Annotated in this window: 6 protein-coding genes; all 6 read left to right on the top strand. The window is 55.6% G+C overall.

The genetic code is table 11. The features are described from left to right. On the top strand, positions 1-1,020 hold a 1,020-nt coding region (locus LJE94_15585; protein MCG6911527.1), incomplete at its 5' end, for an ABC transporter substrate-binding protein. A gap of 133 nt (positions 1,021-1,153) precedes the next feature. Beyond that, positions 1,154-2,026 carry a branched-chain amino acid ABC transporter permease gene (locus tag LJE94_15580; GenBank protein ID MCG6911526.1) on the top strand — a complete coding sequence of 291 codons (873 nt, stop codon included), beginning with the start codon at positions 1,154-1,156 and terminating at the stop codon, positions 2,024-2,026. Beyond that, positions 2,023-2,997: a branched-chain amino acid ABC transporter permease gene (locus LJE94_15575; GenBank protein ID MCG6911525.1), complete on the top strand. Its 975-nt coding sequence runs from the start codon at positions 2,023-2,025 to the stop codon at positions 2,995-2,997. Before LJE94_15580 ends, LJE94_15575 begins: the two co-directional genes overlap by 4 nt. Positions 2,998-3,016: 19 nt before the next feature. Then, positions 3,017-3,778 carry an ABC transporter ATP-binding protein gene (locus LJE94_15570; GenBank protein ID MCG6911524.1) on the top strand — a complete coding sequence of 254 codons (762 nt, stop codon included), beginning with the start codon at positions 3,017-3,019 and terminating at the stop codon, positions 3,776-3,778. Beyond that, positions 3,769-4,482: an ABC transporter ATP-binding protein gene (locus tag LJE94_15565; GenBank protein ID MCG6911523.1), complete on the top strand. Its 714-nt coding sequence runs from the start codon at positions 3,769-3,771 to the stop codon at positions 4,480-4,482. The genes LJE94_15570 and LJE94_15565 overlap by 10 nt, the downstream gene beginning before the upstream one ends. A gap of 246 nt (positions 4,483-4,728) precedes the next feature. Further along, the gene (locus tag LJE94_15560; protein ID MCG6911522.1) at positions 4,729-6,600 is read left to right on the top strand and encodes an acyl-CoA synthetase; all 1,872 of its coding nucleotides are present in this window, start codon (positions 4,729-4,731) and stop codon (positions 6,598-6,600) included. The last annotated feature ends 23 nt before the right edge of the window (positions 6,601-6,623 follow it).

Here is a 6,623-nt window from a genome sequence, read left to right as displayed (position 1 = left end):
AAGGTGGACGTTTTGTGGGGCACCGATGGAAGCCATCTGATGAAAGTGATCAATCAGGTGGCCGACAAGTACAAAACCATTGCCATCGATGCGGCGGCGGTTTCCGACGAGCTCTATGATGCGCAGAACTTCTCGCGTTATTCTTTCATGACCTCCATTTCGACATCGCAGGTGGGACGGGGACTGGCCTATTATTATGGCCAGCTGCGAAAAAAGGAAAAGAAGTTTTACATCCTCTGTCAGGACTACCTTTTCGGCCACTCCATCGCCCATGGCTTTAAAGAAGGGTTGAAAGAGTACTATCCGGATGCCGAACTGGTCGGCGAGGACTATCACAAGTTGTTCCTCACGGATTTCGCCCCCTATCTGACCAAGGTAAAGGCCACCGGGGCCGAGGTGGTTTATACCGGGGACTGGATTCCGGATGCCGCCAACCTCCTCGTGCAGGCCAGACAGATGGGACTCGATCTCCCGTTTGCCAATCTGTTCATAAACACCCCCCCTTTCCTGATCCAGGTCGGCGTCGAGGGTACCAAGGGGTTGGTGCACATTGCGCAGATTGGCAGCGAGGGCCCGGCGTTCAAAACAGACGGGCAGATAAAGTACTACAAAGCCTGGAGAGATCAATCTCCGAAGTGGGGAAAACCGTTTGACACCACAACCTACACCCATGGAACCGGAACCATCGGCGCTTACCGGATGCAGACCTACTGGCTGTTGGACGTCATCGAGCGGGCCGGAACGACGGATCCGGAAAAAATCATCGAGGTCTGGGAAAACGACACCTGGGCGGACGTTAACGGAACCGTTTACAAGATGAGGGGCATCGACCACAAAACAGAGCGCGACCTTTTTGTTGAACTCTATGTTCCCCCCGAACAGCAAAAGGAGAGCATGAATATACCACCCTATTACTGGTTCAAGGGATGTTCCAACACCGGACCGTCCTTCAGGCTGCCGGCAGACAAGGTGGCGCCGGTAATGGATCCGAAATTGAAAGAGATGCGCAAAGGGATGTGATGTCGTTGACGGTTGGGTGGCGTTAAAAACGAACGATGGAAACAAAAAGGCACCCTGAAATCAATGTGGCCCGGCGCTTGTCAATCCGGGCCCGGGCCATATTGGTTTTTAAAAGGTAACAGAGGCGAATGATATGAATCCTGTAACGGCAATGTACGTTGCGCAAGGCATTCACGGGTTGGCCTACGGCATGATCCTTTTTTTAATCGCATCCGGGCTCACGCTGATTTTCGGCATGATGGGCATCCTGAACCTGGCCCATGCCGCCTTTTTCATGCTGTCGGCCTATTTTTGCTACCAGGTGGTGGCCTGGACCGGAAGTTTCTGGATAGCCCTGCTGGTCGCACCCGTCGCCACCGGTGTCATCGGGGTTTTTCTGGAGCGGTTTCTGCTGAGAAAGGTGCACGCTTTCGGCCACATCGGCGAATTGATTTTAACGGTCGGCGTTTCATTGGTTCTTTTGGAAGGCGTTAAAATTTTCTGGGGAACGGAAAGCCTGCCGGTGCATGTTCCCGGTATTCTGGAAGGGCTGATAACCGCCGGTGGCCTGAATTATCCGATTTACAGACTTTTTATTATCGGGCTCTCTGCGGTAGTGTTGGTTGTCCTGGCGCTGATCCTTTACAAAACCCGCCTGGGCATGGTGGTGCGGGCTGCCGTATCCGATGCCGACATGGTGGATGCCCTGGGGATCAACGTGCCCCTGGTTTTCATGCTGGTCTTCGGCGTGGGCACCTGGATGGCCGGTGTGGCCGGCGTGGCCATCGCCCCCATCCTGACCGTGTTCCCCGGCCTGGCTGACCAGGTGGGTATGGACGCCTTTATCGTGGTGGTGGTCGGTGGGTTCGGGAGCCTCGGCGGCGCCCTGCTGGTGGCTATCATCTGCGGACTGCTGAATTCCTATGGTGTGCAGTTCGTTTCCCAGCTGGCCCCGGTGCTGATGTACGTTTTCATGGCGATTGTGCTGGTCTTCAAACCCATGGGCCTGTTCGGAGAAAGAGAATGATGAACAAGACGCTAAAATGGATTTTTTGGATCGCCGGTTTTGTCTTCCTGATTCTGTATCCCCGATTGTTCGGCATATACTACTCCAATGTGTTCGTGACGTTTGCCATTTTTGCATTGTACAGCGTCAGCTTTAACCTCCTGCTGGGCTTCACCGGTCTTCTCAGTTTCGGCCACGCCATGTTTTTCGGCACCGGAGCTTACGGTACGGCGCTGGCACTAACACATATCAGCGGGTTTCCGCTGATACCGGCGCTTCTGTCCGGGGTCTTTGCCGCCATCGTGCTGGCCCTTATTTTGTGTCCTATCGTGGTCAGGGTGAGCGGTACGGCCTTTGCCATGCTGCACCTGGCGTTCGGCGGGCTCATGTATGTCCTGGCCCTGAAACTGAGAGGCATCACCGGCGGCGAAGACGGCATCGGCGGTTTCGACATCCCCCCCTTGAGCATCCCCGGAATCGTCTCGGTCGACATGACCGACCCGCTCCGGTTTTTCTATTTTGCCATGGTGGTGCTTATCGGCAGCATCTGGGTCCTTTGGTTTTTCACCAAAACCCCTTTTGGCCAGATCATGATCGCGGTACGGGACAACGCCAAGCGGGTGGATTATTTAGGCTTCCGGGTTCCTTATACCAAAGCGGTGATTTACGTGTTTTCCGGTGCGTTTTGCGGCATGGCCGGGTCGGTGTACGCCCTGTTTCAGAACCTGATTTCGGCTGAGGACGGGTTTCACGTCATGACCTCGTTCGCTCCGATCATGATGACCATGGTGGGCGGCATCGGCAGCTTCTTCGGGCCCATTTTCGGAGCGGCCATATTCGGGCTCCTGGAAGAGCTGACCACGCGCCACACCGAACGCGTGGAACTGGTGTTCGGACTGGTACTCATCCTGGTGATCATGTTTGCGCCCATGGGATTTGTCGGCATTTTTCAAATAATCAAGGCCAAGTGGTTTACGAGGCAAAGCGCCTGACAGGAAGGGGAGGCGGTTCATGAACATCCTGGAAACACAAGGACTCTATCATGATTTCAGCGGACTGAAAGTTTTGTTCGATGTCAACCTGCAGGTGTCGCCGGGCGAGCGGCATGCCATCATCGGGCCTAACGGCGCCGGCAAGACGACCCTGTTCAACGTCATCACCGGGACCTATAAGCCCAGCCGGGGCAAGGTGGTGTTCAAAGAAAGGAACATTACCGGGGCAGGGCCCTGGAAAATTTTACGTCGGGGTATGGGCCGCTCTTTTCAGATTACCAGCACCTTCGACCGCATGACCGCCTTCCAGAATATCCGCCTGGCCGTTTTGTCAACCAGGGGTATCCGCTTCAACCTGTTCCGCAAGGTGGACAAAATGAAGGAGGTGACAGCCGCGGCCGAGGAGATTCTGAAACGGATCAACCTGGACGGCGAGCGCGATGTCCTGGCCGGAAACCTTTCCTACGGCAAACACCGCTCGCTGGAGATCAGCATGGCTCTGGCGACGAACCCGGACCTGGTCATGCTGGACGAGCCCACGGCCGGCATGTCCAAAGATGAAACCCACTACGCGGTGGAACTCATCCAAAGGCTGACCGAGGGCAAGACGACGGTCATCATCGAGCATGACATGGAGGTCGTCTTCTCCCTGGCCGACCGTATTACCGTATTGCATCACGGCACCATCCTGGCCACGGGCGAACCCTGCGACATACGGGAAAACCAGGCGGTCAAGGATGCCTATCTGGGTGAAATGGAGGGAGAGGCGGCATGCTACTAGAAGCCAAGGAATTGAATACCTATTACGGCACCAGCCATGCCCTGCAGGATATGTCTCTAACGGTTGCCGAAGGGGAAATCGTGGCCCTTCTGGGCCGCAACGGCATGGGCAAAAGCACGACGCTGAAAACCATCATGGGGCTGCTGAAGCCGCGTTCGGGGAAGGTGGTTTTTGACGGCAAGGACCTTACCGGCTTGAGGCCCCATAAGGTCGCCCGGGCGGGTCTCGGCTATGTTCCCGAAGAAAGACGCATTTTTCCCAATCTGACCGTCCTGGACAACCTGATGATGGGGGTAAAGGGCGGCAGGATCGACAGCACCGATCCCGAAGCCTGGACCATCGAAAGGATATATGCGCACTTTCCCTTCATGAAAGACCGCACCAATCAGAAAGGCGCCCTTCTTTCCGGTGGTGAGCAGCAGATGCTCACGATCGGACGCACGCTCATGGGCAATCCGAAACTGTTGATGGTGGACGAGCCCACGGAGGGCCTCTCACCGGTCATGGTCAAGGAGGTCAGGGATGTCCTGGCCGAGATCAGTAAATCGGGCATTTCCATCCTGCTGGTGGAGCACAACCTCAAGGTGGCCATGTCCCTGGCAGACCGTATCTATCTAATGGGGAAGGCCCACATCGGTTTCACGGGCACCATCGAAGACCTGAATGCCAATCCGGAAATGCGGGAAAAGTACCTGGAAGTGTAAATTGCCACCCGGGCGACTGCAGCAGAAAAGAGACCGGCCCGCCAACACCCAATGCCGCCACGACCCTTAGTCCGCACAGTGGGAGCCTTCCTTGCCGCCTGCCGCGGTTAGCTTCAAAAAAAACTTGAAATTTAGATAGATAGACTATACCGATGTGTTATATGTCTATTGCAATACGAATGCAGAACCTGTGCACGGTATGGGCACGCAATGCGCCGTTGGTTTAATGGTAGTGAAGGAGGGGTGATGGGAAGACTCGAAATAAAAACACTGGCTGATATTGAGATGTTTGAAGAAACACCGATTCAGGAGCGGATGACCTGCTTCAATACCTACGAGACGATCAAGCAGGGAGCGGCCATCAACCCGGAAGCCCCGGCCATCAGTTTCATCATGTCCGGAGATGCCTACAAAGACCCCATGCAGGTGACTTACAGGGAGTTCATGCAACAAATCCACCGTGCGGCCAACGTGTTTCATGACCTGGGCGTGGGATCTAAGGATGTGATTTCCTATCTCCTGCCCAACATCCCCCAGACGCATTATGTGCTCTGGGGCGGGGAGGCGGCGGGCATCGTCAACCCCATCAACCCCATGCTGAAGCCGGCCACCATTCGCGACATCTGTTTAGCGGCCAACACCAAGATTATGGTGGCCCTGGGGGAATTCCCGGGTTCCGATATTTGGGAAAAGGTTATGTCCATTAAAAACGACCTGCCCAATCTCAAAGCCATCGTACGCGTCATGGGACCCAGCGATGCAAAGGAAAAAATTGTCGGATTCGACGAGGTGCTGCCCAGTTACAGCAGCGAGGGCCTTGATTCCGGGCGGCAAATCCAACCCGAAGACATCTGTTCCATGTATCACACCGGTGGTACCACAGGCACGCCCAAACTGGCGCCCCACACCCATTTCAACGAGGCGGCCATGGCCTTTATGCTCGCCGAAGCGGCCGATCTTTACGTCGGGGAGACCACCATGTGCGGGCTCCCGCTTTTCCACGTGAACGGCACGACGGTTACCGGATCCAGCCCTTTTTCCACGGGGGCGCATGTCGTCATTCTGGGTCCTATGGGCTACAGGGATCCGTCGATTCTAAAAAATTTCTACAAGATCGTGGAACACTACAAAGCGGTTACCTTCTCAAGTGTTCCCACGGTGCTATCCATGCTCCTGGATATCCCCAAGGGTGATGCAGACATCTCCTGCCTGCGCTATGCCATCTGTGGGGCGGCACCGCTTTCGGTGGAACTGTTCAAACGTTTCGAGGAGCACTCGGGCATGAAAATCATCGAAGGCTACGGTCTGACCGAGGGCACCTGCGCCTCTTGTGTCAATCCCCTGCACGGTGAACGCAAGGTGGGTTCCATCGGTCTGCGCCTGCCGTACCAGCAGATGGCTGTCTTCATCGTGGACGAGGAAGGCAATTATATGCGCCAGGCGGAAGTGGACGAAATCGGCAGTGTCTGCATGTCCGGCCCCAATGTGTTCAAAGGCTACAGCGACGAAGCCCACAACAAGGGACTTTACCCCAAACCGGGCTGGGTCAACACTGGGGACCTGGGGCGGCAAGATGCCGACGGTTATTTCTGGCTGACCGGCCGGACAAAGGAACTCATCATCCGCGGCGGACACAACATCGACCCGGCCGTGATCGAGGAGCCGCTGTACAAGATTCAAGGTGTGCAGGTGGCGGCGGCTGTGGGCCGTCCCGACCCCCATGCCGGCGAGGTGCCGGTAGCCTATGTTCAACTTCAGGAGGGCGTGAACCTGGACGGTGGGGAGATCCTGTCACAAGTGGAAGCGGCCATTGGTGAACGCGCCGCCGTACCCAAGGAAGTCATTGTCATGGATGAACTGCCGCTGACGCCGGTGGGAAAGATATTCAAGCCGGCCCTACGCTGGGATGCCACCAAGCGGATTTTTCAAGAAGTTCTCAAAGACCTCGGAAGCATGGCGGGTTCCATTGATGTCGAGGTCGTGGAAGACAAGATTCACGGAGCGATTGCCCGCATAAACATAGCCCCGGGGGAAAATATTTCCCCGCAGGACATTGAGAAAAAGGTGGGCGATCTGCTGTCGCGATATACCGTCAGGTACAAGTTAACGATTTCCTGAAACGCTCAAATTAGGAAAGAATA

It is taken from the genome of Deltaproteobacteria bacterium, assembly GCA_022340465.1.
Lineage (GTDB): Bacteria > Desulfobacterota > Desulfobacteria > Desulfobacterales > B30-G6 > JAJDNW01.
The sequence above is the reverse complement of the archived record's forward strand: the minus strand, read 5'-3'. Positions and strand labels throughout refer to the sequence as shown.

Excerpts from the sequence above, each read along its gene's own strand:
- LJE94_15570 (MCG6911524.1), top strand. The coding sequence starts at position 3,017 with ATGAACATCCTGGAAACACAAGGACTCTATCATGATTTCAGCGGACTG.
- LJE94_15565 (MCG6911523.1), top strand. The coding sequence starts at position 3,769 with ATGCTACTAGAAGCCAAGGAATTGAATACCTATTACGGCACCAGCCAT.
- LJE94_15560 (MCG6911522.1), top strand. The coding sequence starts at position 4,729 with ATGGGAAGACTCGAAATAAAAACACTGGCTGATATTGAGATGTTTGAA.
- LJE94_15580 (MCG6911526.1), top strand. The coding sequence starts at position 1,154 with ATGAATCCTGTAACGGCAATGTACGTTGCGCAAGGCATTCACGGGTTG.
- LJE94_15575 (MCG6911525.1), top strand. The coding sequence starts at position 2,023 with ATGATGAACAAGACGCTAAAATGGATTTTTTGGATCGCCGGTTTTGTC.